Here is a 25,808-nt window from a genome sequence, read left to right as displayed (position 1 = left end):
CCCGCCCCGCACGGCGGTGGCCGACCGATCAGCGGTGCCGGCCGCTCAGGCGCGGATGAGCGCCAGCACCTCGTCGCGGATGCGCTCCATCGTCTGCTGGTCGGCCGCTTCGACGTTGAGGCGCAGCAGAGGCTCCGTGTTCGAGGGCCGCACCGAGAACCACCAGAACGCCTCGTCGCCGCCGGAGAATCCATTCACGGTGAGGCCGTCGAGCTCGTCGAACTCGCCGCGGCCGGTGAAGGCCTCGACCACTCGGGTGAACGCGCCCGGGACATCGGCGACCGTCGAGTTGATCTCCCCGGACATCGCGTACGGCGTGAACTGGGCAGAGAGCGCCGACAGCGGCCGGTCCTGAGAGCCGAACTCGGCCAGGAGGTGCATCGCGGCGAGCATCCCGTTGTCGGCGCTCCAGAAGTCGCGGAAGTAGTAGTGCGCTGAGTGCTCGCCGCCGAAGACGGCGCCGGATTCGCGCATCGCCGCCTTGATCAGGGAGTGCCCGACGCGGGTGCGCAGCGGGGTGGCGCCGGCGGCCTCGACCGTCTCAGCGACGATGTTCGACGTGATCAGGTTGTGGATGATCGTGATGTCGGCATCCGGGTCTTCTGCGCGGACCCGGGCGATCTCGCGGAGGGCGACGATCGCGGCCACCGCCGACGGCGTGACGGCGTCGCCGTTCTCGTCGATGACGAAGCAGCGGTCGGCGTCGCCGTCGAAGGCCAGGCCGAGATCGGCGCCGTGCTCGACGACCGCGCGCTGCAGGTCGACGAGGTTCTTCGGCTCCAGCGGGTTCGCCTCGTGGTTGGGGAAGGTGCCGTCGAGCTCGAAGTACATGGGGATGATCGTGATCGGCAGCGTCGGCAGTCCGGCCGCCTCGCCGAGCACCGCTGGGACCGTGAGGCCGCCCATGCCGTTGCCCGCGTCGACGACGACGGTGATCGGCCGGATGGAGCCCAGGTCGACGAGCGACCGGAGATACGCCGCGTAGTCGGCCAGCACATCCTGCTCGCGCAGCGATCCGGTCTCGGCCACGGCATCGATGCCGTCGTGCAGGTAGACGGCGGCGCGGTCGCGCACGGCTGCGAGGCCGGTGTCGAGGCTGAGCCCCTGGGCGCCGGCGCGAGAGAGCTTGATGCCGTTGTAGGTCGCCGGGTTGTGGCTCGCGGTGAACATCGCGGCCGGCGCGTTCAGGGCGCCCGACGCGTAGTACGACTCGTCGGTGGAGCACAGGCCGATCGAGACCACGTCGCCACCGCGGGCCTGCGCACCGCGGGCGAACGCCGCCGCGAACGACGGCGAGGAGTCGCGCATGTCGTGCCCGACGACGACCTCGTGCCCGGCAGCACCGACCTCGTCGACGAAGGCGGCGCCGATCGCGGCCACGACCTCCTCGGTGAGATCCGATCCGACGAGGCCTCGAACGTCGTAGGTCTTGACGACGGCATCGAGGCCGGCACGGTACGGGTCGGATTCAGAGGAGTTGCTCACGCCCCATAACCTACTTCACCGAACACTTCGTGACGCACGACCTGCCAGCCCTGCGGGGCGGACATGCGCTCCGCGTGGATGGCGCACAGGTCGTAGCTGTGCGGCTCGTGGCTGAGACTGAGCGGGCCGAGCACGGCCATCGAATCCGCGTACACGTAGGTGAGCGTGGCCACGGCATCGCGCGGGCACGCCACGCGGGAACAGGGGCGGCTCAACATCGGGCTCAGAATACCGGAGTGCCGGCGACGTAGGATGACGACATGCCCCGCAACCGCCGCACCAGCAGTGAGCCGCCCGCGACCTCGCGCTGGCGCAGCCGTCACGGCCGTGGTGCCCGCGGACCGGTGACCGGACCGCATCTGCCGATGCTGAACAACCGCATCGACGCCTTCGACATGACCGTCGCCTCCACCGCCGACTACCTCAAGGGCATCTGGCCGAACGAGCTCTCCGACGTGCACTTCGAGGTCGCCGCCACGCCCATCGGCATCACGGGCGACGACGGCGTCGACCGCTGGCAGGTCGATCACGCCCACCGCCGCGTCGTGCTGTACCGGGTGCCCATCCAGCGGCTGGCGAAGCTGCACAGGAACGACGACCTGCATCGCCGGATGTACGTCGAGGGCTGCGTCTTCCGGGCCGTCGCGGAGCTCCTCGGCAAGGACCCGTGGGACCTCGCACCGGAGCGCTTCCGGCACTTCTGATCCCGGCGGTCAGCGCGCGTAGACGTCGAGCGGCGCCGCCAGCGGCCCAGGCGGGTTCAGCGCGAACGATGACGCACTGCCGTCCTTCGAGAAGCTGATGCTGGTGACGAGGTCATCAGCCCCGTCCGCGGTGTAGGTTCCGGCGGGGATCGGCCGGTTCACCGCCCCTTCGCCCGGAACGGTGAACTTCAGCTTCTTGCCGCTCTCGGCCGTCAGCGTGACCGCGCGGTCCGTGGTTCCTGCATTCGCCAGGTGGATGATCGGCGCGGGCGCCGACGGGACGACCACGAGGAACCGGTCGCTCATCGGCTGCGACGACACGAACCACGAGAAGTCGCGGGTTTTCGCCCCCATCACCGATGTGCGGGCTGCGGCGACGACCGGCTCCGAAGAGTGCACCGTGACCGTGTAGTTGCCGTCTTTGAGGTTCTGCAGGGGGATCTCGGCGACGACACCCGGCTTGACGGTGACGGAGACCGAATTGCCGGCCGCCGTACCGCTCTCGCCGACCGCGCCGACCGCGACCTCCGCCGGCTGGTCGCCGGGCACGAAGACGCGCACCGCCGGAAGATCGACACCGTAGCCCTCTCCGGTCTGCGCAGCGGTCACTTTGGCGAGGTTCCTGATCGTGACGCCCGAGATCACCTGCGTCTGCGACGGAGCCCCTGTTGCCCCACTGAGCTCGGCACCGCGCGGCTCGATTCCCTGCTCGTAGCTCTGCTGCAGCGACGCGAGCACCTGGCCGCCGGAGGTCTTCACGTGCACGACGGGAGCGGTCACACTCGGGGCGAGGCCGGCCAGCGGCACGACTGTCTGGGAGCCGGGCGGAATGACGATGCCGGCGGCGCCCGGGGCGTCCACGGCTCCGGTCTCGGCGAAGATCGTCAGGTTCACCGTCGCTTCCACCGACGTCGGGTTGGAGAGCAGCACGAGGCTGGTCTGACCGAGTGCCGTCGAGCCGGCGACCAGCCAGCTGTCGGCGCTCGGCTCATCGCACGACGCCGCGGCGAGGCCGGCGAGGTCGTCGGTGGACGCATCCTGCCATTGGGCGCCCGCGAGGAGCGGAGGCGCCGTCGAGCCCGGGGGCGTCGGAACGGTGATGTCCAGCGGAGCCTCACCGGGATCCGAGGTGTCGGTCGCGGTCTTGAGCAGGCGGGTCTGCACGTCGGAGCTGTCGCTGCCGTACGAGGTGCTCGGCGCCCCGAACGCGGAAGGGCGCGTCGCGGACCCCGCGCCCGCCGCGAGAGCCAGCAACGGTCCCGGGCAGACACGCTGCTGATCGGCCGGTACGGGCGTCACGGTGGCCACCGGGGCGGTGATCGAGAACGACGGGATCGGCAGCAGGGTCGCGCCGGCGACGGCGACCACCGCGACTCCGACGCCGATCAGTCCGGTGAGCGCCCTCACGCTGATGCGGGCGATGCCGCGCTTGTCAGCCACGGGTGCCTCCTTCCGGCGTGCGACGCGGTCTGATGACCGTCTCGTCGAGGCCGTCTTCGAGTGTGGTGGGCGCGGCGGGGGTCCAGGCGGCAGGCGTCGGCGGCACGGTCTCCCGGGCGGGCTCGACGTCGTCGGGCTCACGCGATTCGGCGGCCTCGACCTCGTCGACCTCGCGCGGCTCGGCGGCCTCGCGCAGGTCATCGTCGGCGGCCACGCCATCCGGTTCATCCGTCGTCTCGGCTCGGTTGCCGTCCGAGGCGGCCTGCGCCACCTCGTCGTCGCCGGCCGACTCCACCGCGGCCTCGTCGTCGGGCTCCGCCTCGTACTCGGAGAGGCTCTCGTCGCCGATCGACTCATCGTCCTCCGGCTCGTCCTCCGGCTCGACGGCGACATCGTCCTCGCGCACCGCGCGCCGCTTCGGCCGCCGTGCGTTGAGTTCGGCGACCCGGTCGGCCGAGCGGATGGTCGGCAGCGACATCAGCAGCGTGAGGGCGATCACGACGGCCTGCACGACGAGGACGATCGTCCGCCAGGTCCCGCCTGCGTCGGCCGGGATCTGAGCGGCCGGCGCGACAGCGGACGTGCCGCGGTCGAACGCCCACAGCTGACCGTTCGGCGTCGTGCCCACCGGCACCAGGATGGGATTCGCGTCGAGAGCGGTCGCCGCGCGGCTGCCGGTGGTCTTCGCGATCTCGGTCGGATGCTCGCTGCCGGTCTTCTGCGGGTCGAGCGTGGTCGCCGGTGGCGTGAGCAGTACGAAATCGACACCGAGCGTCTTCATGCGCTGAGTGGCGTCGTAGCCGCTCGCCGACGCGAGGTTGCCGCCGAGGGCCGCCAGTGCCTGCTGACGGGCGGTGAGTGTGCGCTCCGTCGAACTCAGGGTGCTCTGCTCGTCGAGCGTCTCTCCGGCGCCGCGCACCAGGTCGGTGGCGATGCCGCCGCCCGGCTCCGGAGTGATCCGGAGCGTGCCGACGCGGGGCTGCGTCGCCGCCTTGGCGGTCACGACCGCCGGCATCCTGCTGCCGCTGCTCGCGGACACGGCCGACTGGTCGGGGATGTACTGGCCGACGGCCGACGGCACGACCGCGACAGCGACGGCGATGAGCGCGACCCAGGCCGGGTAGACGGCCGCGCGCCCGACCGCGGAGAGGGCGAGCACGGCGGCGCCCACCAGCCCGAGCCAGTACAGGGACATCGCGGTGCCCGGCCAGATCGGAACGACCGTCGCCCCCATCGACGCCACCTGGAGGTGCAGCGCGGCGACGGCGGAGAGGAAGCCGAGCAGGGCGACGACGAGCGCCGCGACCGCACGCGACGAGCCGCGGAGGAAGAGGGCGAGGATCGCCAGCACGCCGAGCGGGGCGAGGAGGATCGGCACCAGGATGTTCGGCGCCGCGGCCGGGATGTCCAGAGCAGCGGCCAGCGTGTGCCAGCCGCCGAGCGTCCCATCCGGGAAGCCGAGCGCCAGCTGCCAGGCGGGCGTCTGCCGGGAGTTCTGCACGACGCCGGGGTCGGCGAAGATCGACAGCCACGCGCCGCGGCCGGCCTGCTGCCACACGAGCGGCGCGAAGAGCACGACGGCCGGGAGCGGGATGAACACGATGCGTGCCGCACGGCGGCCGGCAAAGGCGATCGCCGCGATCCAGGCCACCAGCAGCCCGGGGATGAGGGCGGGCGCGCAGGCGAGGGTGGCGGCGGCGAGCAGGGCGGTCACCGCGCTCGCAGCCCAGGAACGGCGCGCGACCAGGCCGGCGAAGAACAACCAGGGAAGCAGCACGTGCGCGAGCACTGCGGCGGGCCTGCCGTCTTGCAGACCGACGAGCAGGGTCGGCGCGATCGCGTAGGTCAGCCCGGCGAAGGCGCGCAGCAGCGTGCGGTTGGTCAGCCGTGCGGCGGCGAGCCACGCGCCGAGGGCGGCGAGTGGAAGGGCCGCGAAGTAGAGCACGACGAGTGAGAACGAGGGGTTCCAGAACGTGAGCGTGCCGAGCACGGCGAGCACGGCGGAGAACGGATCGGCGGCCCCGACGAAGCCGAGACCCAGGTCGCGCCAGCCGTATCCGAGATTCGCCCACAGCTGGCCGACAGAGCTGTTCAGCGGCAACAGACCGCCGCCGCTGACGGTGCTGCTGCCGAGCAGCGGGAAGAACACCGCGATGCCGACGACGAGCGCCACGAGCACCGTCCAGCCGCCACCGGTGCCGAAGAAGTCGAGCTCCTGCCGCTCCCCCTGCTGGCCGACCATCGCGGCCTCGCGTTTGAGAGCGCGCGCACGTCGCACCTCGGGGAACGGGATGCGGAGCGGCGCGATCGCCGCCCAGCTCACGGACTTGCTCGTGGCCAGCGCGCGGCGCGCGTTGCCGATGCGCATACCGGAGAAGGCGACCGCGAACGCTGCGGCCAGCTCCCCTCCGACCGCGCCTGGCTCCTTGCGGACGATGCGGCCGATCGATCGCAGGATCGCCAGCGGAACGAGGCTCAGCCAGTGGAAGGGCACGGCGGCGCCCGGCGCGTAGACCATGCGGCGATGCAGCTGGGCTGCGCGCCGTTCGCGGACGAGGCGGCGGCGCACCCGCCACTTGCGCGAGAGGTTCGGACCGGCGACACCGTCTCCGGCGATGGCCACCCGCGCAGCGGCGACCAGCGTCACGCGGAATCCGGCGAGCCGCACCCTCGTGCTGAAGTCGAGTCCGTCGTCGGCGGTGGGAAGGCCGGGATCGAAGCCGCCGAGCTGATCCCAGAGCGTGTGCCGCACGATCATGCCGGCCGACGACACGGCCAGCACATCGGAGAGACCGTCGTGCTGGGCCTGGTCCATCTCATTCTCGACCAGCGGCACGGCGGCGCCGAACGGCGTCATGGCCTCACCGAGCTCCCGGATGAACGCCGGGTCCTCCCAGTCGACCAGCTTCGGGCCGGCGGCGGCGACCGACGGCGAGACCTCGACGGCGGCGAGCAGAGCCTCGAGAGCGCCGGGCTCCGGCGCCGTGTCCTGGGCGAGCAGCCAGAGCCATTCGTTGTCCGACGACGGCGGAGCGGTGACCCGGAGGGCGGTGGCGACGGCGGCCCCGAACGGGAGCTTCTCCTGCACAGAGACCAGCTGCGTCGGCCCGGATTCAGCGAGCAGGCGCGGGGCGTCGTCGGTCGCAGCGCAATCGACGGCGATCACGGCATCCGGTTTTCTCGTCTGCGCCGCGAGGGCGTCGAGAGTGCGCTGAAGGTGGTGGCCGCCACTGTGGGCGACGACGATGGCGGTGACTCTCGGATACATCGGAGTCAGCCTAAGTTGGGGTCGGGCGTATGCCGGTCAGTGTGTCGGGCGCGGCGCATATTCGCGCCGCGCGACCGGTCAGCCCGCGCGCTTGCGGAGTTTGCGGCGCTCGCGCTCGGAGAGACCGCCCCAGATTCCGAAACGCTCGTCGTTCGCCAGCGCGTACTCGAGGCACTGCGAGCGGACCTCGCACGAACCGCAGATGCGCTTGGCATCGCGAGTGGAGCCGCCCTTCTCGGGGAAGAACGCCTCGGGATCTGTCTGAGCGCACAGCGAGTCGGACTGCCAGGCCAGCGGATTGTCGTCGTCGACATTGGCCCGCACCCCCGGAACGCCGAGCTTGACCGGATCGATGAACCAGTCGTCGGGTACTCCAGAGCGATATTCAGGAACTGTCATATCGGTCTCCCACCCATTAACTGCAATGCACGTAAGGCAACGTGTTGTGATAATTACACCGTTGTCATTCGCTCACGTCAAGTCGCGAATCGTAAAGCCTTAAGCAGGAGTCGAGAGTTCACGACGCGCCGATGGCGCACAACAATCGCGACACGCCCGGGCGTTCTACCCCCGCGCGACCCGCTTTCAGGAGGCTGCCTGCCGTGCTTCCCAGGCGCTGCGGACCATTTCATCGAGTGAGTGCCTCATCCGCCAGTCGAGATCGCGTGCCGCGAGCTCGCCCGATGCCACGATCCTGGCAGGATCTCCCGGTCGCCGCGGCCCCACTTCTGGGGTGAACGCGATCCCGGTCACCTCGGCCACCGTCGCCATGATCTCGCCGACGGAGACGCCGTCTCCGCTGCCGAGGTTGTAGACGGGCTCGATCCGCTCGCGGGCGTCGAGGCGCTTGGCCGCAGCGACATGCGAGACGGCCAGGTCGGCGACGTGGATGTAGTCGCGCACGCAGGTGCCGTCGGGCGTCGGATAGTCGTCGCCGTTCACGCGCGGGACGCGGCCGTCGACGAGCGCGTCGAAGACCAGCGGGAACAGGTTGTGGGGGCTCGTGTCGCGCAGGGTGGGGTCGCCGGAACCGACGACGTTGAAGTAGCGCAACGACGTGTGACGGAGCGCGGCCGCGACGCCCTGGTCGCGCAGCAGCCATTCGCCGATCAGCTTGGACTCGCCGTACGGCGACTGCGGGTTCTTGGGCGTCTCCTCGGTGACGAGGTCGACATCCGGCGTTCCGTACACCGCCGCGGACGACGAGAACACGATCGCCTCGACGCCGGCATCCTGCATCGCGGCCAGCAGCACCGCGGTGCCGGTCACGTTCTGCTCGTACGTGTGCAGGGGGCGCTGCACCGAGACACCGGCGTACTTGAAGCCGGCCACGTGCACGACGCCGCTCACGGCGTTCTCGGTGAAGACGCGCTCGAGCAGCGGGCCGTCGAGGATGGTCCCCCGGTAGAACGGGACGCCCGCCGGCACGAACTCCTCATGGCCGCTCGACAGGTCGTCGACGACGACGACCTCGATCCCCTCGGCCAGGAACGCCCGAACGATGTGCGAACCGATGTATCCGGCCCCTCCGGTCACCAACCACGCCACGCGACGCACCTCCTCGCGCCGGCACCCTGCCGGCCCAACCGACCCTATCGCGACGAGGTGACGGGTCGGGTGGGTGAGGTCAGACGAAGGCGGCCAGACCGGTGATCGAGCGTCCGACGATGAGAGTGTTCATCTCGCGGGTGCCTTCGTACGAGTACAGGGCCTCGGCATCGGCGAAGAAGCGGGCGACGTCGTAGTCGATGACGATGCCGTTCCCGCCGAGGATCTCGCGGCACCAGGCGACGGTCTCGCGCATCCGCGCCGTCGTGAAGGCCTTCGCCAATGCCGAGTGCTCGTCGCGCTGCTCGCCGCGGTCCAGCATCTCCGACACGCGCGTGCAGAGTCCGATCGACGCGGTGATGTTGCCGAGCGACTTCACGAGGAGGTCCTGGATGAGCTGGTGGGAGCCGATCGGCTTGCCGAACTGCACCCGCTCCTTGGAGTACTTCACGGCGGCCTCGTAGGCGCCGACGGCGACACCGACGGCCGCCCAGGCGACCTCGGCGCGGGTGAGGCGCAGCACGGCCGCGGTGTCTTTGAACGTATTGGCGTTCTGCAGGCGCAGCGACTCGGGCACGACCACGTTCTCGAGCGTGATGTCGGCGTTCTGCACCATGCGGAGCGACTGCTTGCCCTCGATCTTGGTCGCGGTGTAGCCCGGCGTCGACGTGGGCACGATGAAGCCCTTGACCTGACCGTCTTCTGCACTCTTCGCCCAGATCACGGTGATGTCGCTGAACGTCGCATTGCCGATCCAGCGCTTCGAGCCGTTCAGCACCCAGTTGTCGCCGTCGCGGGTCGCGATGGTGCGCAGGCCCTGCGCCGAGTCCGATCCCGACAGCGGCTCGGTCAGCCCGAAGGCGCCGAGCACCTCACCGGAGGCCAGCTTGGGCAGCCACTCCGCGCGCTGCTCGTCCGACCCGCAGACGCCGATCGCGCCCAGCGCGAGCCCGTTCTGCACGCCCACATAGGTGCTCACCGATGCGTCGACGCGGGCGAGCTCCAGGGCGACCCAGCCGCGGAACACCGCCGAGTTCTCGAAGGCGGCCGTCTCGGGGAAACCGAGCCCGATGGTGCCGGTGCGATGCAGGCCCTCGATGATCTGGTGCGGGAACTCGGCCTTCTCCCAGTACTCGTTCACCACGGGCTTCACCTCGGACTCGAGGTAGACGCGCAGGTCGGCGATGAACGCCTTCTCGCGATCGGTGAGGAGGTTCTCGTAGCCGTAGAAGTCGCTGGCGAGGGTCTCGAAAGCCATGTCTGCTCCATTGCGTGCCGGGGTGCGGATGCCGTCCAAGAGGACCAGCGTCAGCCTAGGCAGGTGGCACCGGCCGCTCAAAGCGGTTGGTAGTTTGGTCTAACGATTCGGAAGGGACCGTCACGGATGTTTGTGCGCATCGGCAATACTCCTCGCGATTACGCCTGGGGGTCCACCACGGCGATCGCCGGGCTGCTCGGAACGACTCCGTCGGGTCATCCGGAGGCGGAGCTGTGGCTCGGAGCGCACGCCGGCTCGCCCTCGGTGATCCTCGATCCATCGCAGACCGGCGGCGCGGCGGACCTCGCTTCGTGGATCGCCCATGAGCCCGGTTCGGCGCTGGGTGAGGGCGTGAAGCGCCTCCCTTATCTGCTCAAGGTGCTCGCCGCCGCCGGCCCGCTCTCGCTGCAGGCGCACCCCTCGAACGCGCAGGCCGCGGCCGGGTTCGCCCGCGAGAACGCCGCGGGAATCCCCCTCGACTCCCCCGACCGCAACTACAAAGACGCCTCCCACAAGCCGGAGCTGATCTTCGCCGTCAGCGACACGTTCGACGCCCTCTGCGGCTTCCGCGATGTCGAGCGCAGCGCCCGGCTGTTCGCGCGCATCGCCGACACCGCGGCCGACGGCGAACGTGCCACGATCGCCGCGTTCGCCGAGACCCTCACCGGCGAGCCCGCCGCCGTTCTGCGCTCGGCCACCGAATGGCTGCTCGGCGGCGACCCGGCCGTCGCACAGCTGGTCGACGCGGTGGTCACCACCACCGCATCCGTCGACGCGGACCCGGCCGGCGACGACCTGGCCGTGGCGGCCGACACGGTGCGGATGCTCGCAGCGGCGTTCCCGGGCGACCCCGGAATCGTGCTCGCCCTCCTGCTCAACCGCGCCACCCTCCGGGCCGGCCAGGTGCTCTACCTGCCCGCCGGCAACATCCACGCCTACCTGCGCGGCCTCGGCATCGAGCTGATGGCGGCGAGCGACAACGTGCTGCGCGGCGGCCTGACCCCCAAGCGCATCGATGTGCCCGAACTGGTGAGCATCCTCGACTTCTCCCCCATCGACGCCACCCCGCTCGAGCCGGAGCGCCCCGCACCCGGCGTCGAGGTGTTCCGGCCCGAGGAGCCCGACTTCGCGCTCGACCACGTCGTCGTGGGCGACGGCGTCGACGAGGTGCGTCTCGCGCTGCCGGGTGCCGCGATCGCACTCTGCACGGCCGGCGAGGTGACGATCGACGGCGCGCACGGGCGCATCACCGTGGCGCGCGGCGAGTCGGTCTTCGTGACACCGGACGAAGAGGCGCTGACGATCAGCGGCTCCGGAACGCTTTTCGTGGCCGCACCCAACGTGTAGCGTCCCGGTATGGCGATGGCGCGCTTCGTCGAGACATTCGACGGCGACGACCTGGATCCGGCGGTGTGGACCACGAGCTACCTGCCGGCCTGGAGTTCGCGCGCCGCCTCGGCAGCGACCTATCGCGTCGCTGGGGGCGAGCTCTCGCTCAGCATTCCGCCGGCGCATCCGTTGTGGTGCCCCGACCTCCACGAGGGGCCGTTGCGGGTCTCCGCGGTTCAGACCGGGAACCGATCCGGGCCGGTGGGCAGCGCCGATGGCCAGCAGCCGTTCCGCGCGGGCTTGACCGTGCGCGAGGAGCAGCCGACCGTGATCGGTTTCGCGCCGCTCTACGGCCGCATCGAGGTGGAGTGCCGCGCCACGATCTCAGCTCGATCCATGTTCTCGGCCTGGATGGTCGGCCTCGAAGACCGCCCGGAGCGCTGCGGCGAGATCTGCCTCGTGGAGGTGTTCGGCGACACGGGACTCGTCGGGAGCGGCGTGCACCCGTTCCGCGATCCGCGACTGCGCGAGGACTTCGACGCGATCGACTTGGGCGTCGACGTGAACGACTGGCACGTCTACGCCGCCGATTGGAGCCCCGACGGCGTGGAGTTCTCGGTCGACGGCGACGCGACCCGCAGCGTCGCGATCGCGCCCGACTACCCGCTGCAGCTCATCCTCGGCGTCTTCGACTTCCCCGATCGCGCCCCCGGCGACGACCCGGATGCGGTGACACCCGTCGCCGAGCTCGCCGTGCGCCGGGTCGAAGGGTCGTCGCAGGCCCGCTCCATTAGTCTTTCGAGGTGACCACCGCAGCATCGACCCGCCGGCCGACCCGCACCGCCACGGGCGGCGGAGGCGCGGTGGCGTTCGCGACCCTGGTGATCTTCACGCTCTTCGCTGGTGATTTCTGGCGCAACCTGATCAGCTGGCCCGCGTACTTCGCACTCGACGGCCTGCTGCTGGTCGGCAGCATCGTGTTCCTCGTGCGCCGGCGCCCCGCCTTCAACTGGCGGCGTACGCCCCGGATGCTCGCCCTGTTCCTGCTGCTGCTCACGGTGTCGATCGCGTGGTCGTTCTACCCGGGTGCGAGCGCCCTCGGCGTGCTCGCCCAGTGGTCGACCACCACCGCCGCCGTGTTCGTCGCCCTCTGCCTCGACTGGCCGCAGCTGCTGCGGGCCCTCGGCAACGCGTTCCGCTGGATCCTGGGGCTCTCGCTGGTCTTCGAGCTGATCGTCTCGCTGTTCGTCCGACAGCCGGTGCTGCCCCCCTGGGCTACGTATCCTCCGGGAAAGCAGCCGGCGGCGTTCTACTGGAGCAGGGACCTGCTGTTCCACGGCGGCCAGATCCAGGGCATCCTGGGCAACAGCAACCTGCTGGCGATGATCGCGCTGCTCGCCCTCATCGTGTTCGGCATCCAGCTCGCCGATCGCACGGTGCGGCGCTCGGTGGGCATCGCCTGGATCGTCGTCGGGCTTCTCACCTTCGCGCTCACCCGCTCGTCGACGGTCATCGTCGCTCTGCTCTTCACCGTCGTGGTGCTCGCGTTCGCCCTCTGGACGCGACGGGCCGGCCCCGACCATCGACGGCCGGTCTACCTCACGGCGGCGGCCCTCCTGGTCGTCGGCGTCGTGCTGTCCATTGTGTTCGCCTCGCGCATCCCGGGTCTGCTCGGCAAGAGCGAAGACCTCACCGGGCGCCTCACGATCTGGGACTCGGTGATCGGCCTGGCTCAGCAGCGCCCGGCGTTCGGCTGGGGCTGGGTGAGCTACTGGGCGCCGTGGGTCGCCCCCTTCGACGGTCTCGCCGTTCGCAACGGGGTCCAGTACCTGCAGGCGCACAACGTGTGGCTCGACGTCTGGCTCCAGCTGGGCATCGTCGGTCTCGTCGTCTTCATCCTGCTGGTGCTCGCCACGCTGAAGCGCTCCTGGTTCCTCGCCGTCGACCGGCCGCGCACGGGCGTCGTCGATGACAAGCCGTACTCCGCGCTGACCCTGCTGCCGCTGCTCGTACTCGCGGCCTACCTCGCCCAGAGCGTTGCGGAGAGCCGCCTGATCATCGAGGGCGGCTGGCTGCTCCTGGTCGTGTTCTCACTGAAGACGAAGCAGACCGCACCGTAGGATTGCTGCATGGCCGCGACCCGACGTCCCCTGGTCCCCGTCGCGGTGACCGAGTTCCTCGGCTCTGCGCGGTTCAACTCCGTGCTCTCGCTGGTGGCCGTCGGCGTCGGGTTCTCCACCCACGCGATCCGGGCCGTCATCGGCTGGCCCGGCCTGATCGGCGCGATCGCCGTGCTCGTGGTGCTCGCGGCCCTCTCGTTCATCGCCCAGCGCCGCATGATCGAGTGGCACGGCCTGCTTCCGATCTCCATCCTCGTCTTCGTCGGCTGGTGCGCGATCAGTCTCTTCTGGAGCAGCTACCAATGGGCGACGCTCGCCGGCGTGGTCTATCAGCTGAGCTTCGCCTTCCTCGCGATCTACATCGCCCTCGTGCGCGACGCGATCCAGATCGTGCGGGTGGTCGGCGACGTGCTGCGGTTCCTGCTCACGGCATCTCTCGCGCTCGAGGTGTTCAGCGGGCTGATCATCGACCTGCCGATCCGGTTCCTGGGCATCCAGGGGAACATCGCCGGCGGCGGTCCGATCCAGGGGCTGTTCGGCTCCCGCAACCAGCTGAGCATCGTCGCCCTCATCGCCTTCGTCACGTTCCTCGTCGAGCTGCGCACCCGGTCGGTGCGGCCGCCGCTGGCCGCGGTGTCGATCACGCTCGCCGTGCTCAGCATCCTGCTCGCCCACTCCCCCGTGATCGCCGCGGTGTCGCTCGTCGTCGGCCTGGCGACGCTCGCTCTCTTCGCGTTGCGCCAGGTGCAGGCGAAACACCGCCGCTACTACCAGTGGGGGCTCGCGGCGCTGACGATCGTCGCGCTCGTGCTGGCCTACGTGTACCGCACGCGCGTCATCGACCTGCTGAACGCCCGCGCCGACTTCCAGGTGCGGTACCGGCTGTGGATCCAGATCTGGGAGCTCATCCCGGTCAACCAGACGGTCGGCTGGGGATGGGTCGGCCAATGGCCGCAGGACATCTACCCGTTCACGGCCATCCAGGCCGCCACCGGTTCAGCGCACACCGACGGCCTCAACGCCTACCTCGACGTCTACCTGCAGGTCGGCATCATCGGCGTCCTGCTGTTCGTCGCCCTGCTCGCCCTCGCGTTCGGCCGCTCCTGGCTGCTCGCCTCGAACAAGCGCAGCGTCGTGTACGCCTGGGCGCCGCTCGTGCTCGTGGCCCTGCTCACCACGAGCGTCTTCGAGAGCTCCATCCTGGTCGAGGCCGGATGGCTGCTGCTGGTGATCTGCGCGGTGAAGGCCTCGCAGGGGATGAGCTGGCGGCGGCACCTGCCGCACCGGGAGCCGCAGCAGGTCTAAGCGGGCTGGAACAGATCGCGCAGAACATCCGCCGTGCCGCGGCTGGCGTACTGCACGTACAGTCCACGCCGCCAGAGGGCGAGCACCGCGCGCACCCGCTTGAGGCGGTTCCCCGGCAGCGCCGCGCGCTCCGCCTCGAACGCGGCCTTCGCCCTCGCGTGCTCCAGCACGCCCTCCGGCACGGCGTCGCCGAGTTCGGCGAGACGGTCGGCGAGCACGGCGAAGCGGCGGGCGAGCATCAGGTTGCGATCGCCGCGGTTCTGCAGGACGCGCGACACCTTGTACCGGAAGGTCGGCTCGGCCACGCCGATGAGGTTGGAGCCGTGCAGGCGGTAGTCGATGGTGGGCTCCTCGAGCACGTCGACACGACCCGTCACCGACGCGATGATCGCGAGCCACTCATCGTGCACCCATTCCGGCGGGAACGGCATCGCCCGCTCCACCAGGTCGCGACGGAACACCGCCGTGGCACCGGTCGCGAGGTTGCGGCGCAGCAGCACCCGGAACGCGTCGCCGCTCCGCTCGGCCCGGAACTCCGCGGGAGAGACTTCGAGCGACTCGAAGAGCGTGCGTCCGAGGGCCACGCCGTTCTCGTCGACCAAGGCGGCGTCCGTGTGCAGGAAGGTGAGAGACGGGTCGGCGGCGAAGCGCTCGGTGATCGTGCGGAGCCGCCCGGGATGCCAGCGGTCATCCTGATCGCTCAGCGCCACCAGGTCGCCATCGGCCGCGGCGATGGCACGCTCGAAATTCGCGGTGACGCCGGTCGGAGCATCGCCCTCGAGCACGACGAGCTCCGGCACATCGTCGCGCGAGGCGATCGTCTCGCGCACGACGGCCACCGTGCCGTCATCGGACCCGTCGTCGGAGACCACGAGCTGAGAGGCAGCGGGTCGCTGATCGAGGATGCTCAGCAACTGCTCGGCGATATAGGGGCGGCCGTTGTACGTGCACAACGCGACCGAGAGACGCGTCACGCGAGAGCCGACCGGGAGGCGTGGGCGTCCCACGCCGAGGTGACGATCTCGTCGAGGCCACGGCTGGCACGCCAGCCGAGCTCGCGTTCGATCTTCGCGGGCGATGCGACCACGATGCCGGCGTCCCCGTGCCGGCGCGGAGCGGTCTCCGGTCGCAGCGCCGAACCCGACACAGCGAGGATGGCCTCGACCATCGCCCGCACGCTCGTGCCCTCGCCCGTGCCCACGTTGAACACCGTGTGGCCAGGCTCGTCGGCGGCCGTGCGGTCGACGGCGGCCAGGTGCGCCTCAGCGAGGTCGAGCACGTGCACGTAGTCGCGCACACAGGTCCCATCGGCCGTGTCGTAGTCGTCGCCGAAGATCAGGGGCGGCAGTCCGTTCTCGATGCGTTCGATGACCATGGGGACGAGGTTGAGCACGGCACGGTCGGCCAGCTCCGGCCATCCGGTACCGGCGACGTTGAAGTAGCGCAGGCTGACCGCGGACAGGCCGAACGCGGTCGCGGCGTCGCGCACGAGCTGCTCGCCGACCAGTTTGGTCTCGCCGTACGGGTTCACCGGCACGGCGTCGGCGTCTTCGGGGATGGCGTTTCCCGTCGCACTGCCGTACACGGCCGCCGAGGACGAGAAGACGAGCCGGGTGACGGAAGCGTCTTCCATGGCAAGCAACAGGTTGGCGAGTCCGGCGACGTTCTGCTGGAAATACCAGGCGGGTCGCTGAACAGACTCGAAGACCTGCTTTCGGGCTGCGAAGTGCAGGACCGCCTCGATCTTCTCATCGGCGAGCAGGCTCGCTACGCGCGAGACCGACGACGGCTCTGAGAGATCGAGTTGCTCGATGCGTACATCCGGAACCCGGCCGGCATCCCCGGTCGCGAGGTCGTCCACGATGACCACATGGTCGCCGCGGCGCCGCAGCAGGCGCACCACGTGCGCGCCGATGTAGCCGGCGCCGCCGGTGACGAGGATTCGCATGGGCCCGATTCTATGAGATGGGTCTCTGAGTATCCGAAGAGCCACTACGCGTTTGCTCAGAACCGGACGGGGCGACTGTTTCGGCCGCCGGCAGTACCGACGCCTGACCGGCTGCACCGATGGGCGCGACGACGGGCTCGACGACGGGCTCGGCGACGCCCTCCGCCACGTCGGGGAACGCGTCTCCCGCTCGCGGCGCCTGGAGGATGGCGAGCTGCCGGGCGAGCTCGGTGATCTCCCGTTCGGTATGGCGGTGCCTGCGCTGCTGCAGGATCGAATTGCCGACGAAGACGACGATCAGCCCGTAGAGCAGCAGGTCGGTGCCTCTGCCGACGCCGACGACGCGGGCGACGGCCGTCACGGCCGACGGGAAGATGACGGCGAGCACGACGACGGCCACCAGGAGCAGCATGACCAGCCGGCGGATCGCCAGATGGCGCACCCCGCGGCCCGGCAGGATCAGAAAGATCGCAAAGGCTGCGAGAACGATGATCAGGATGATCTTGATGGTGAGTTGTCCCGTGTCCACGGTGTCTCCTACTTCAGGAACAGATCGCTGAGGATGTTGACCGAGTTCCAGACGGACTGGCCCTTCGACCGCGAGTAGTCCGTGTAGACCACGTGCACCGGCGCCTCGGCCCAGCGCAGTCGGTTGCGACCGATCTCCGACACGATCTCCGACGCGTGCGCCATGCGGTTCTGCGTGATGGCGACCGTCTCGGCAGCGTGGCGATTGAATGCCCGGAGGCCGTTGTGCGCGTCGGTGAGCTGGACCCCGCTGCTCATCCGCTCGAAGACGACACCCAGCTTCAGCACGACGCGTTTGACGAAGGCGACCTTGGTGCGTTTGTCGAGGAAGCGCGAGCCGACCACGATGTCGAGCGGCTGCTCGTCGAGCATGTGCACCATCGCGACGGCGTCGGCGACCTGGTGCTGACCGTCGGCGTCGAACGTCACGAAGTAGTCGGCGGACGGATCGGCGAGCGCATAATCGAGCCCGGTGCGCAGGGAGGCACCCTGTCCGAGATTGACCGGATGACGGACGACGACCGCACCGGCGGCACGCGCCTCGACGACGGAGGCATCGGTGCTCCCGTCGTCGACGCAGACGACCTTGGGGAACGTCTTACGCGCCTCTTCCACGACGGCGCGCACGACAGGCGCTTCGTTGTAAAGAGGGATCACGAGCCACGTTCGGTGCTCGACGGGTGTAATCGGTGGTCTCCTCTGTCGTCGCCCGGGTCAGGGCTGTTCAGCTCGAATCGCTCACCCATCTTAGCTCGGGCACCCGCCGCGAACCTGGGCCCTGGCCGTCCGCCGGGCTTCCCAGGAGGTTCGCGTGGTAGTTTCGATGCGCAATCGCCCCTGTAATGCGGGCACCCTTCACTCCCGAGAGGACACAAGGCGTTGGTCTTTGTCGCACCTCAGGCCGACGTCTCGCCGGACGCGTCGATCGGCGATGGTTCCAAGATCTGGCATCTGGCCCAGGTCCGCGAGAACGCGGTGCTCGGCACCGACTGCATCGTCGGCCGCGGTGCGTACATCGGCACGGGCGTGCGGATGGGCGACAACTGCAAGGTGCAGAACTACGCGCTCGTCTACGAGCCGGCCGTGCTCGGCCACGGAGTCTTCATCGGGCCGGCCGTCGTGCTCACCAACGACACGTACCCGCGTGCGGTCACCCCTGACGGAGAGCTGAAGAGCGCGCACGACTGGACGCCGGTCGGCGTCACGATCCACGACGGTGCTTCCATCGGCGCGCGTGCGGTCTGCATCGCCCCCGTGACCATCGGCCGGTGGGCTACCGTCGCCGCCGGAGCCGTCGTCACCACCGACGTCCCCGACTTCGCCCTGGTGGCCGGCGTGCCCGCCCGGCGCATCCGCTGGGTCGGCAAGGCCGGAGTGCCGCTCGAACGCGAGGGCGACGACTGGGTGTGCCCCGTCACGGGCGAGCGATACCGCGAACACGACGATGTACTGAAAGAGGTTGACTGATGACCGAGGCTCCCGCCTTCATCCCTGCAGCGAAACCGATCATCGGCGACGAGGAGCGCGCGGCGGTCGACGCCGTGCTGGCGTCCGGGATGCTCGCCCAGGGCGAAGAGGTCGCCGCGTTCGAGACGGAGTTCTCGTCGCACCTCGTCGACGGCCGCCACGCCGTCGCGGTCAACTCGGGGACGGCCGGACTGCACCTCGGTCTGCTCGCCGCCGGCGTCGGCCCCGGAGACGAGGTCATCGTGCCGTCGTTCACGTTCGCCGCCACGGCGAACTCCGTCGCGCTGACCGGGGCGCGCCCCGTGTTCGCCGACATCGAGCCCCGGCACTACGCGCTCGACCCGGCCGCCGTGGAGGCCGCGATCACCGAGAACACCGTCGGCATCATGCCCGTGCACCTTTACGGGCACCCCGCCGATATGACCGCGCTCGGCGAGATCGCATCCCGTCACGGCCTCGCGCTCTTCGAAGACGCCGCCCAGGCCCACGGTGCGTCATTCGGCGGAAAGCCCGTGGGTTCGTTCGGGACGTTCGCGATGTTCAGCCTCTACCCGACCAAGAACATGACGTCCGGCGAGGGCGGTATGGTCACGACCTCCGACGACGAGGTCGCCCGCCGGCTGCGGTTGCTGCGCAACCAGGGCATGGAACGCCAGTACGAGAACGAGCTCGTCGGCTTCAACGCCCGTATGACCAACCTGCACGCCGCCATCGGCCGGGTGCAGCTGACCAAGATCGACGGCTGGACAGAGCAGCGGCGCGCGAACGCCGCCTTCCTCGATGCGAACCTGCGCGGCGTGCAGACGCCGGCGGTCGCCGAGGGAGCGACCCACGTCTACCACCAGTACACGATCCGTGTGCCGGAGGATCGCGACGGTTTCGCCGCCGCCCTGCGCGAGGAGTACGCGATCGGCAGCGGCGTCTACTACCCGATCCCGAACCACCGCCTCCCCTCGTTCAACCGTCCGGAGGATCTGCCCGAGACCGAGCACGCCGCCGCGCAGGTTCTGTCGCTGCCGGTGCACCCGTCGCTGAGCGCTGGCGATCTCGACCGCATCGTCGAGGCCGTCAACGCACTGGCGGGAGCGGGCGCCTGATGGCCGACCTGCGCATCGGCCTCATCGGCCTCGGGATGATGGGACGCCACCACGCCCGCGTGATCCGCGAGGTCGAGGGCGTCACGCTCGCCGGCGTCGCCGACTCGTACGGCGACCCCCACGGCGTCGCCGGCGATCTCGCGATCTCGGCGTCGGTCGACGAGCTCATCGATCTCGGCATCGACGGGGCGGTCGTCGCCGTTCCGACCTTCCTGCACGAAGAGGTCGCACTGCGCCTTGCCGAGGCCGGCGTTCACGCACTCGTCGAGAAGCCGATCGCGGGCGACGTCGAGTCGGGGACCCGGGTCGTCGAGGCGTTCGAGCGCGCCGGCCTGGTCGGTGCTGTCGGACACATCGAGCGCTTCAATCCTGCGCTCCTCAGCCTCCGCGAGCGCATCGAGGCCGGCGAGCTCGGCGAGGTCTACCAGATCGCCACGCGCCGGCAGGGACCGTTCCCGGCACGCATCGCCGATGTGGGCGTCGTGAAAGACCTGGCGACCCACGACATCGACCTCACCTCGTGGCTCGCGCGGAGCGGATTCGCATCCGTGTCGGCGCACACGGCGCTGCGCAGCGGGCGCGAGTTCGAGGACATGGTGTCGTTCACCGCTCGGCTGCGCAACAACGTGATCACGAACCACCTCGTGAACTGGCTCTCGCCGATGAAGGAACGGGTCACGGTCGTCACCGGCGAGTTCGGGTCGTTCGTCGCCGACACCATCAGCGGCGATCTCACATTCTATGAGAACGGCACCGCGCGCACCGAGTGGGAGTCCGTCATGGCTTTCCGGGGAGTGAGCGAGGGCAGCGTGCTGCGCTACGCCCTCACCAAGCGCGAGCCGCTGCGCGTCGAGCACGAGGCCTTCCGCGATGCGATCCTCGGGCGGGAGAACGCTCCCGCCCGCATCGTCACCATGCGCGAAGGCCTCGAGAACGTCCGCGTCGCGGAGGCCGTCCTCGCGTCGGCCGAGCAGTCGGCGACGGTCGTCCTGCCGGCGTGAGGTCACGCATGCGACGGGTACTGATCGCTTCCCGCCTCTATGCGCCCGAGGTCGGGGCAGCGGCTTTCCGGCTGCGCGCTCTCGCACGCGGGCTGTCGGGTGAGGGGGCAGCGGTCACCGTCGTCACCACGAACCCACCGCGAGGCTCCGGGCGTCCTGCCCGCGACGCCGGCGTGCGGGTGCGCCGGCTCCCGGTACTGCGAGACGCAGGCGGAAACGTCCGCGGCTACGTGCAGTACCTCAGCTTCGACATCCCGCTGTTCTTCCGACTCCTGGTGTCGTCGGCCGACCTCGTCGTCTCCGAGCCGCCGCCCACCACCGGCCTGGTCGTCGCGGTCACCTCCTGGCTGCGCCGGAGGCCGTACGCCTACTATGCGGCCGACGTGTGGACGGACGGTCTGGTCGCGCTCGGCGCACCCGGCGCGCTCATCCGAATCATGCGCGCGGTCGAAGGATTCGTGCTCCGCAACGCCGCCGCCGTCGTCGCTGTCTCGGACGAGGTGGCCGACAAGGTCGCCGCGTTCGGCACGGCTCGTTCGTCGATCGCCGTCGTCGGAAACGGTGTCGACACCGACACGTTCACGCCGCTGGGCGAATCGGTCGAGGTCGGGCACCCGATGTTCGTGTACACCGGAGCAATGTCCGAGTGGCAGAGCCCCACGGTGTTCGTCGAGGCGCTCCCCCTCGTGCGCGAGGTGTTCCCCGACGCGACGATCCGCTTCTTCGGTCAGGGTGTGGAGGAGCCGGAGCTGAAGCGCACCGCCGCGCGGCTCGGTCTCGAGACGGTGGTGCTCTTCGGCGGCGTGATCCCGCCCGCGCAGACCGCCACCTGGATCCGCAGTGCGACCGCTGCGCTCGCCAGCATCAGCCCCGGCGCCGGGTACGACTTCGCCAAGCCGACCAAGACCTACGCCGCCGCCGCGTGCGGTGTCCCCGTGGTGTTCGCCGGCGAGGGTGCCGGCGCGTCGCTCGTCGCTGACAACGACCTGGGCTGGCGGTGCGGGCATGACGCGCGCTCGGTCGCCGACGCCATGATCGCAGCAGCCGAGGCGCAGGCCGACGGCTCCTCGGCGGCTCAGCGCGAGCGGCGGGCCGCATGGGCGCGCGAGCACGCGTCGATCGCCGCAGCGGGGACGGCCGCCGCCCGGCGAGTGCTCGAGGCGGTCCGCGCCGCCTGAACGCGACCGGGCCCGATCAGCGCCCGGGCCGATCAGAGCGGCTCGATCAGAGCGGCTCGATCAGCTCCGCGTCATCCGCTCGCTGAGTACGTCGACGACCCGCGCCGCGGCGTGCCCGTCGCCGTACGGTGTCGCCTCGGTCGCTGCCGGCCGCGGACGCTGAACCGCGGCACGCAGCCGCGGCAGGTCGGACCCCACGAGCTCGTTCCAGCCCAGCTCGACCGTCTCGACCCACTCGGTCTCGGGCCGCACCGTCGTGCACGGCACGCGGAGGAGGAAGGCCTCCTTCTGCAGGCCGCCGGAATCCGTCACGACTCCGGCGCTCGACGACACGGCGGCGATCAGGTCCGGGTAGGCCAGCGGAGTGGTCAGCACGATCGATCCCTGCTGCAGGTCGACTCCCCCGGCCTCGGCCGCAGCGACGAGGCGCGGGTGCGCCAGCAGGTGCACCGGACGGTCGAGTCCGCCCAGCGCCTCGACGATGGCGGCGAGTCGCGCCGGGTCGTCCGTGTTATCGGGCCGATGGATGGTGGCGACGTAGTACTGCCCGGGTTCCATCCCCGCCGGCCGGAGACCGGAGCGCTCGACCTGATCGCGCACCTGGTACAGCACGTCGGTCATGACGTCGCCGACCAGCACGCTGCGCTGCGCGAGACCCTCGGTTGCGAGATGGTCCATCGCCACCTGCGTCGGCGCGAGGAGGAGGTCGGCAGCATGATCGGTGAGCACCCGGTTGTGCTCCTCCGGCATACGACGGTTGAACGAGCGGAGGCCGGCCTCGAGGTGCGCCAGCGGAAGGTGCAGTTTCACCGCGGCCACCGCTGCGGCGAGCGTGGAGTTGGTGTCGCCGTAGACGAGCACCCAGTCGGGCCGGTACTTCTCGAAGACCGGCTCGAGCCCGGCGAGCATCGCGCCCGTCTGCTCGCCGTGCTTGCCGGAGCCGACCGCGAGATTCACATCCGGCGCAGGGATGCCGAGGTCGCGGAAGAAGACGTCGGACATGATCTCGTCGTAGTGCTGGCCCGTGTGCACCACGATGTGCTCGGCCCGGTCGCGCATCGCGGCGGCGATGGGGGCGAGCTTCACGAATTGGGGACGGGCACCGACGACACTCAGAACGCGCATCCTTTGAGCCTACTTGCTGGGCAGTGCACGCGCCGCGACGGCCGATGACCCTCGTGGTCATACACTTTCTGCGTGCCACCGTTCGCCGCCGACGAGAGGGCGACGCTCACCCGCCGCCTCCTGCGCAGCTCGGTCGTCCGCTACCTGATCGCCGGCGGCCTGAGCTTCCTCGTCGACTTCGGGCTCCTTGCACTGCTCCACGATGTGTTCGGATGGCCGGTCTGGCTCGCCTCGGGTGTCGCGTTCCTCGTGAGCTTCGCCTTCACCTACACGATCCAGCGGATCTTCTCGTTCGACTCGCGCGCCCCCCACGGCCGAGCCATCCTGCGCTACACGCTCCTCGTCGCGTTCAACACGCTGGCGACGGTGCTCATCGTCTCGCTCGTGAACACCACCGTGCTGGGGTGGGCCGGCGGCAAGGTCATCGCGACCGTCGCGAGCACCGCGTGGAACTACTTCGCCTACCGATACTGGGTGTTCGCGTCCGATCCCGACGTGGCAGAAGCCCGCACCGAAAGGACCTGACGTGTACAACGGAGCCCGCATCGCCGCGGTCGTGCCCGCCTACAACGAGGAGCGGATGATCGCCACGGTGATCGAGACGATGCCCGCGTTCGTCGACCACATCGTGATCGTGGACGACCACAGCCCCGACGACACGTCCGGCGCCGTGCGCGCTGTCGGTGACCAGCGGGTCGTGCTCATCCGTCACGAGGTCAATCAGGGCGTCGGCGGCGCGATCATCACAGCCCACCGGGCCGCGATGGAGCTCGGCTCCGATGTCAACGTGGTCATGGCCGGCGACGCGCAGATGGACCCCGAGCACCTGCCGGAGCTGCTCGACGCCGTGACCAAGCAGGGCTACGGGTTCGCCAAGGCCAACCGGTTCTTCGCCCCCGAGTCGTTCCACGGGATGCCAGGCTACCGGGTGTTCGGCAATGTCGCGCTCTCGTTCCTCACCAAGCTGGCATCCGGATACTGGCACCTGTTCGATCCGCAGAACGGCTACACGGCCGTGCGCACCGAGGTGCTGCGCCGGGTGCCGCTCGATGCCGTGGCCAAGCGCTACAGCTTCGAGAACGACCTGCTGATCCACTTGAACATCCTGCAGGTGCCCGCCATCGACGTCCCGATCCCCGCCGTCTACGGCATCGAGGCGTCGAGCATCCGGCTGTCCCGGGTGGTCCCCGAGCTCCTCAGCCTGCTGACCAGAGGGTTCTGGCGCCGGATCTGGTACCGCTACGTGCTCTGGTCGTTCTCGCCGGTCGCGCTGCTGCTCTTCCTCGGCCTCATCCTCTTCGGCGTCGGTCTGGGGATCGCGATCTGGGTGTGCTTCCAGGTCGCCGGGTCCGTGGTGGCGACCGCCGCGACCGTCATGCTGGCCGCACTGCCCCTGATCTTCGGGGCGCAGATGCTGATCAGCGCGCTTCAGCTCGATATTCAGGCGAGTCCGTCGACTCCGACGTATCCGGCGTTCGAGGACTGACCGTCTCGGCCGCCACACGTGCCGCCCACAGCCAGACGAAGAGTCCGCTGCCTGCGAGCGCGACCACGATCCACAGGATGTTCGACCCGGGAGCCTGCCACTGGGGCGCGAGGATGAAGTACGACCAGGTGCCCGCTTCTCCCACCGCGTAGCGCCGCAGCGCACCCGCGATCGACAAGGTCTGCGCCAGCGCAGCGAGTCCGCCGAGGGTGATCACCCCGCGCAGCAGGAGGTGGCGGGGCACGATGACACCGGCGCGCGCCGGCCCTGGCCGCGCACCAGGCTGCGAAGCCGGCCCGGCGATCGCGACGGCACTGATCACCAGGACGCAGGCGTACGCGATGAGGGAGTACCGCCCCTGCCAGATGTAGCCGGACTGCCGGATCGACAGCGCTTGCGTCACGGCGGGCACGAGGAGGTAGCCGGCGACGGCGACGAGCACGGCGGCCAGGAGCCTTCCGCGGGCGACGATGAGAGCCGCGACGGCCGTGCCCATCGCGAGCAGCGTACCGAAGGCGATCACGAACGGCGGGGCGGGGGTGTCGAGCCAGCCGAAGAGCCCGATCATCCCGCGGTCGAACGAGCGGTCGAGGATCATCGCGATGAAGGCGCCGGACGGGCTGACATCCTGACCGGGGAAGTGCCCGAATCCGGAGAGCACTCCCACGCGCATCGTCCACAGCACCGACGCGATCACACCGATCCCGACCACCCCGATCGTCACCCACACCGCAGGCCGGCGGAAGAGCTCCCGGAGCCGCTCCGGGTCGGCCGCGACGAGGGCGATGATCACGATCAGCAACATCCACAGCGGCGACAGCGCTCGTGTGTTGGCCAGCAGCACGCCGGTGACGGCGATCAGCACGAGCACGGTGCGCCGGCGCTGCAGCTCCGGTCCGCGTACGAGCAGCAGCAGCAGAGCGAGCAGGGCTGCGCCCGCTGCGATCTCGACGGCGTTCGGATTGACGCTGCCGCTCAGGAACATGGTCGTCGGCGTCGCGATCGCGAGCGCTGCTGCACCGGCGACGGCCGACCGCCGGAATGCGAAGAGGGCGGCGACCGCGACCGCCAGCAGAGCCGAGCAGAGCAGCGCCGTGAGCAGCCGCATGGAGAAGACGACCGCGTGCGGCTCGCTGAACAGCAGGCTCGGCCAGCCGACCAGGGCGTAGTACACCGGGTTGTAGAGCCCGGCCGACGTCTTCGCCGTGACAATGGCGCTCGAACCGGGAGGCGTGCCCTGGCACGATGCCGACTTGTTCGGATAGAAGGCGAAGCACGTCCACAACCAGGCGTCGCCTTCGGCGCTCGGCACGCGCACCTCGGTGTAACCGGACTGCGGGAGGGGCTTGCCGACGAGTTCACCGCGCACGACCGCAGCGGCCTTGATGATGTGGGACGGCTCGTCTGGGCTCGCCGAGAGCGGGGTGGCGATGGACCAGGCCCCCGACACCAGGAACAGGGCCGCGAAGGAGACCAGGCCACTCAGCCAGATCGAGTTCGCCACCCTGCGCATGGCCTGAG

Annotated in this window: 24 protein-coding genes; 11 read left to right on the top strand and 13 right to left on the bottom strand. The window is 69.9% G+C overall.

Annotation, left to right across the window (positions count from 1 at the left end):
• Nucleotides 1–45: 45 nt before the first annotated feature.
• Both PKE84_RS05765 and PKE84_RS05760 read right to left on the bottom strand, forming a co-directional pair.
• Nucleotides 46–1,485, bottom strand: coding sequence for a phosphomannomutase/phosphoglucomutase (locus PKE84_RS05765; RefSeq protein WP_271176272.1), 1,440 nt, complete (start codon nt 1,483–1,485; stop codon nt 46–48).
• Nucleotides 1,482–1,703 carry a DUF3499 family protein gene (locus PKE84_RS05760; protein WP_271176271.1) on the bottom strand — a complete coding sequence of 74 codons (222 nt, stop codon included), beginning with the start codon at nt 1,701–1,703 and terminating at the stop codon, nt 1,482–1,484. Before PKE84_RS05760 ends, PKE84_RS05765 begins: the two co-directional genes overlap by 4 nt.
• 42 nt (nt 1,704–1,745) lie before the next feature.
• On the opposite strand from PKE84_RS05760, the gene PKE84_RS05755 reads away from it, so the two are divergent.
• Complete coding sequence (locus tag PKE84_RS05755) at nt 1,746–2,189, top strand: metallopeptidase family protein (RefSeq protein WP_271176270.1); 444 nt, start codon at nt 1,746–1,748, stop codon at nt 2,187–2,189.
• Nucleotides 2,190–2,198: 9 nt separating this feature from the next.
• Here PKE84_RS05755 and PKE84_RS05750 read toward each other — a convergent pair whose 3' ends face one another.
• The 5 genes from PKE84_RS05750 to PKE84_RS05730 all read right to left on the bottom strand — a co-directional run bounded on the left by PKE84_RS05750 (nt 2,199) and on the right by PKE84_RS05730 (nt 9,703).
• A complete protein-coding gene (locus PKE84_RS05750; RefSeq protein ID WP_271176269.1) occupies nt 2,199–3,629 on the bottom strand; it encodes a DUF5719 family protein in 1,431 nt (476 codons plus the stop codon).
• Nucleotides 3,622–6,897 (bottom strand): glycosyltransferase, encoded by a 3,276-nt coding sequence (locus PKE84_RS05745; RefSeq protein WP_271176268.1) that lies wholly within the window; start codon nt 6,895–6,897, stop codon nt 3,622–3,624. Before PKE84_RS05745 ends, PKE84_RS05750 begins: the two co-directional genes overlap by 8 nt.
• Before the next feature lie 78 nt (nt 6,898–6,975).
• Nucleotides 6,976–7,296 carry a WhiB family transcriptional regulator gene (locus tag PKE84_RS05740; RefSeq protein WP_271176267.1) on the bottom strand — a complete coding sequence of 107 codons (321 nt, stop codon included), beginning with the start codon at nt 7,294–7,296 and terminating at the stop codon, nt 6,976–6,978.
• 186 nt (nt 7,297–7,482) lie between these two features.
• Nucleotides 7,483–8,445, bottom strand: a complete 963-nt coding sequence (gene galE / locus PKE84_RS05735; protein WP_271176266.1) for a UDP-glucose 4-epimerase GalE — start codon at nt 8,443–8,445, stop codon at nt 7,483–7,485.
• Between the two features lie 79 nt (nt 8,446–8,524).
• Nucleotides 8,525–9,703 (bottom strand): acyl-CoA dehydrogenase family protein, encoded by a 1,179-nt coding sequence (locus PKE84_RS05730; RefSeq protein ID WP_271176265.1) that lies wholly within the window; start codon nt 9,701–9,703, stop codon nt 8,525–8,527.
• Nucleotides 9,704–9,829: 126 nt separating this feature from the next.
• Between PKE84_RS05730 and manA the strand changes: the two genes are divergently transcribed.
• The 4 genes from manA to PKE84_RS05710 are packed head-to-tail and all read left to right on the top strand — an operon-like array spanning nt 9,830 to nt 14,457.
• Nucleotides 9,830–11,050, top strand: coding sequence for a mannose-6-phosphate isomerase, class I (manA, locus tag PKE84_RS05725; RefSeq protein ID WP_271176264.1), 1,221 nt, complete (start codon nt 9,830–9,832; stop codon nt 11,048–11,050).
• A gap of 9 nt (nt 11,051–11,059) precedes the next feature.
• Nucleotides 11,060–11,839, top strand: a complete 780-nt coding sequence (locus tag PKE84_RS05720) for a glycoside hydrolase family 16 protein (RefSeq protein ID WP_271176263.1) — start codon at nt 11,060–11,062, stop codon at nt 11,837–11,839.
• The gene (locus PKE84_RS05715) at nt 11,836–13,152 is read left to right on the top strand and encodes an O-antigen ligase family protein (RefSeq protein ID WP_271176262.1); all 1,317 of its coding nucleotides are present in this window, start codon (nt 11,836–11,838) and stop codon (nt 13,150–13,152) included. The genes PKE84_RS05720 and PKE84_RS05715 overlap by 4 nt, the downstream gene beginning before the upstream one ends.
• Before the next feature lie 9 nt (nt 13,153–13,161).
• Nucleotides 13,162–14,457: an O-antigen ligase family protein gene (locus PKE84_RS05710; RefSeq protein WP_271176261.1), complete on the top strand. Its 1,296-nt coding sequence runs from the start codon at nt 13,162–13,164 to the stop codon at nt 14,455–14,457.
• On the opposite strand, the gene PKE84_RS05705 is transcribed toward PKE84_RS05710, so the two are convergent.
• The 4 genes from PKE84_RS05705 to PKE84_RS05690 are packed head-to-tail and all read right to left on the bottom strand — an operon-like array spanning nt 14,454 to nt 17,590.
• Nucleotides 14,454–15,431 (bottom strand): glycosyltransferase family 2 protein, encoded by a 978-nt coding sequence (locus PKE84_RS05705; RefSeq protein WP_271176260.1) that lies wholly within the window; start codon nt 15,429–15,431, stop codon nt 14,454–14,456. The two genes, PKE84_RS05710 and PKE84_RS05705, sit on opposite strands and share 4 nt — an antisense overlap.
• On the bottom strand, nt 15,428–16,405 hold the full coding sequence (galE, locus tag PKE84_RS05700; protein WP_271176259.1) for a UDP-glucose 4-epimerase GalE: 978 nt from the start codon (nt 16,403–16,405) through the stop codon (nt 15,428–15,430). Before galE (PKE84_RS05700) ends, PKE84_RS05705 begins: the two co-directional genes overlap by 4 nt.
• Before the next feature lie 10 nt (nt 16,406–16,415).
• Complete coding sequence (locus PKE84_RS05695; protein WP_271176258.1) at nt 16,416–16,934, bottom strand: DUF2304 domain-containing protein; 519 nt, start codon at nt 16,932–16,934, stop codon at nt 16,416–16,418.
• Nucleotides 16,935–16,942: 8 nt separating this feature from the next.
• Nucleotides 16,943–17,590 carry a glycosyltransferase family 2 protein gene (locus tag PKE84_RS05690; protein ID WP_271176257.1) on the bottom strand — a complete coding sequence of 216 codons (648 nt, stop codon included), beginning with the start codon at nt 17,588–17,590 and terminating at the stop codon, nt 16,943–16,945.
• 222 nt (nt 17,591–17,812) lie between these two features.
• Here PKE84_RS05690 and PKE84_RS05685 point away from each other — a divergent pair, with 222 nt between their 5' ends.
• Genes PKE84_RS05685 through PKE84_RS05670 form a run of 4 tightly spaced genes read left to right on the top strand, consistent with a single transcriptional unit; the run spans nt 17,813 to nt 21,676 of the window.
• Nucleotides 17,813–18,400 carry an acyltransferase gene (locus PKE84_RS05685; RefSeq protein ID WP_271176256.1) on the top strand — a complete coding sequence of 196 codons (588 nt, stop codon included), beginning with the start codon at nt 17,813–17,815 and terminating at the stop codon, nt 18,398–18,400.
• Nucleotides 18,400–19,497 (top strand): DegT/DnrJ/EryC1/StrS family aminotransferase, encoded by a 1,098-nt coding sequence (locus PKE84_RS05680; RefSeq protein ID WP_271176255.1) that lies wholly within the window; start codon nt 18,400–18,402, stop codon nt 19,495–19,497. Before PKE84_RS05685 ends, PKE84_RS05680 begins: the two co-directional genes overlap by 1 nt.
• The gene (locus PKE84_RS05675; RefSeq protein WP_271176254.1) at nt 19,497–20,498 is read left to right on the top strand and encodes a Gfo/Idh/MocA family protein; all 1,002 of its coding nucleotides are present in this window, start codon (nt 19,497–19,499) and stop codon (nt 20,496–20,498) included. The genes PKE84_RS05680 and PKE84_RS05675 overlap by 1 nt, the downstream gene beginning before the upstream one ends.
• An 8-nt stretch (nt 20,499–20,506) precedes the next feature.
• Nucleotides 20,507–21,676: a glycosyltransferase family 4 protein gene (locus PKE84_RS05670; protein ID WP_271176253.1), complete on the top strand. Its 1,170-nt coding sequence runs from the start codon at nt 20,507–20,509 to the stop codon at nt 21,674–21,676.
• A 60-nt stretch (nt 21,677–21,736) separates the two neighbouring features.
• Here the strand turns inward: PKE84_RS05670 and wecB are convergent, their stop codons facing one another.
• A complete protein-coding gene (gene wecB, locus PKE84_RS05665) occupies nt 21,737–22,801 on the bottom strand; it encodes a non-hydrolyzing UDP-N-acetylglucosamine 2-epimerase (protein ID WP_271176252.1) in 1,065 nt (354 codons plus the stop codon).
• 72 nt (nt 22,802–22,873) lie between these two features.
• Here wecB and PKE84_RS05660 point away from each other — a divergent pair, with 72 nt between their 5' ends.
• Together PKE84_RS05660 and PKE84_RS05655 are read left to right on the top strand one after the other, a co-directional pair.
• Nucleotides 22,874–23,326 (top strand): GtrA family protein, encoded by a 453-nt coding sequence (locus PKE84_RS05660; RefSeq protein WP_271176251.1) that lies wholly within the window; start codon nt 22,874–22,876, stop codon nt 23,324–23,326.
• Between the two features lies 1 nt (nt 23,327).
• The gene (locus PKE84_RS05655) at nt 23,328–24,287 is read left to right on the top strand and encodes a glycosyltransferase family 2 protein (RefSeq protein ID WP_271176250.1); all 960 of its coding nucleotides are present in this window, start codon (nt 23,328–23,330) and stop codon (nt 24,285–24,287) included.
• On the opposite strand, the gene PKE84_RS05650 is transcribed toward PKE84_RS05655, so the two are convergent.
• Nucleotides 24,220–25,800 (bottom strand): DUF2142 domain-containing protein, encoded by a 1,581-nt coding sequence (locus PKE84_RS05650; protein WP_271176249.1) that lies wholly within the window; start codon nt 25,798–25,800, stop codon nt 24,220–24,222. The two genes, PKE84_RS05655 and PKE84_RS05650, sit on opposite strands and share 68 nt — an antisense overlap.
• Nucleotides 25,801–25,808: the final 8 nt, after the last annotated feature.

The sequence above is a fragment of the Leifsonia poae genome (assembly GCF_027921845.1).
Taxonomy (GTDB): Bacteria; Actinomycetota; Actinomycetes; order Actinomycetales; family Microbacteriaceae; genus Leifsonia; species Leifsonia poae.
The sequence above is the reverse complement of the archived record's forward strand: the minus strand, read 5'-3'. Positions and strand labels throughout refer to the sequence as shown.

Bases quoted from the DNA above. Each gene is read 5' to 3' on its own strand.
- PKE84_RS05760 (WP_271176271.1), bottom strand. From the start codon at position 1,703: ATGTTGAGCCGCCCCTGTTCCCGCGTGGCGTGCCCGCGCGATGCCGTG.
- PKE84_RS05755 (WP_271176270.1), top strand. From the start codon at position 1,746: ATGCCCCGCAACCGCCGCACCAGCAGTGAGCCGCCCGCGACCTCGCGC.
- PKE84_RS05745 (WP_271176268.1), bottom strand. From the start codon at position 6,897: ATGTATCCGAGAGTCACCGCCATCGTCGTCGCCCACAGTGGCGGCCAC.
- PKE84_RS05740 (WP_271176267.1), bottom strand. From the start codon at position 7,296: ATGACAGTTCCTGAATATCGCTCTGGAGTACCCGACGACTGGTTCATC.
- PKE84_RS05730 (WP_271176265.1), bottom strand. From the start codon at position 9,703: ATGGCTTTCGAGACCCTCGCCAGCGACTTCTACGGCTACGAGAACCTC.
- manA (WP_271176264.1), top strand. From the start codon at position 9,830: ATGTTTGTGCGCATCGGCAATACTCCTCGCGATTACGCCTGGGGGTCC.
- PKE84_RS05720 (WP_271176263.1), top strand. From the start codon at position 11,060: ATGGCGATGGCGCGCTTCGTCGAGACATTCGACGGCGACGACCTGGAT.
- PKE84_RS05710 (WP_271176261.1), top strand. From the start codon at position 13,162: ATGGCCGCGACCCGACGTCCCCTGGTCCCCGTCGCGGTGACCGAGTTC.
- galE (WP_271176259.1), bottom strand. From the start codon at position 16,405: ATGCGAATCCTCGTCACCGGCGGCGCCGGCTACATCGGCGCGCACGTG.
- PKE84_RS05680 (WP_271176255.1), top strand. From the start codon at position 18,400: ATGACCGAGGCTCCCGCCTTCATCCCTGCAGCGAAACCGATCATCGGC.
- PKE84_RS05675 (WP_271176254.1), top strand. From the start codon at position 19,497: ATGGCCGACCTGCGCATCGGCCTCATCGGCCTCGGGATGATGGGACGC.
- PKE84_RS05670 (WP_271176253.1), top strand. From the start codon at position 20,507: ATGCGACGGGTACTGATCGCTTCCCGCCTCTATGCGCCCGAGGTCGGG.
- wecB (WP_271176252.1), bottom strand. From the start codon at position 22,801: ATGCGCGTTCTGAGTGTCGTCGGTGCCCGTCCCCAATTCGTGAAGCTC.
- PKE84_RS05650 (WP_271176249.1), bottom strand. From the start codon at position 25,800: ATGCGCAGGGTGGCGAACTCGATCTGGCTGAGTGGCCTGGTCTCCTTC.